Origin of the sequence: Pseudomonas sp. 2995-1, from assembly GCF_002742505.1 — a bacterium.
Lineage (GTDB): Bacteria > Pseudomonadota > Gammaproteobacteria > Pseudomonadales > Pseudomonadaceae > Aquipseudomonas > Aquipseudomonas sivasensis.
The window spans coordinates 1-360 of the sequence record NZ_LJSA01000251.1 but is presented as its reverse complement, the minus strand read 5'-3'; the positions used below and the strand labels follow the sequence as shown (position 1 = coordinate 360).

Below are 360 nucleotides of genomic sequence, written 5' to 3'. Positions count from 1 at the left end.
CTTCGCGGACTGTGCGCGTGAATTATTTTCTAATTCTTCCTCACTTGCAAGAATTGGTTTGCGAGTAACTAGTAAAAGTTCTCCCTCAAACCCTTCAGGTATAATAGGTAAATCTTTAGGAAGCTCGGGTGGTGTACTTCTCCGTTTAAAAACCTGCTTACAAATTCGGTCTTCTAATGAATGGAAAGTGATAACAGCTACTCTTCCAGTTGTTGCAGTGATATCAATCGCATCGTTTAATGCTTCCTCAAATACTTGTAACTCGTTATTTACAGCTATCCTAATGGCTTGAAATGTCCTTTTCGCAGGGTGGCCACCTTTCCTTCGCGCCGGAGCAGGTATTGCATCTTTTATGAGCTC

1 protein-coding gene is annotated in these 360 nt (G+C 41.9%); it reads right to left on the bottom strand.

What is annotated here, in order from left to right; genetic code table 11:
- A partial coding sequence (gene mraW / locus AOA61_RS05600) for a 16S rRNA (cytosine(1402)-N(4))-methyltransferase (protein ID WP_099601308.1) occupies positions 1-360 on the bottom strand: 360 nt, incomplete at both ends.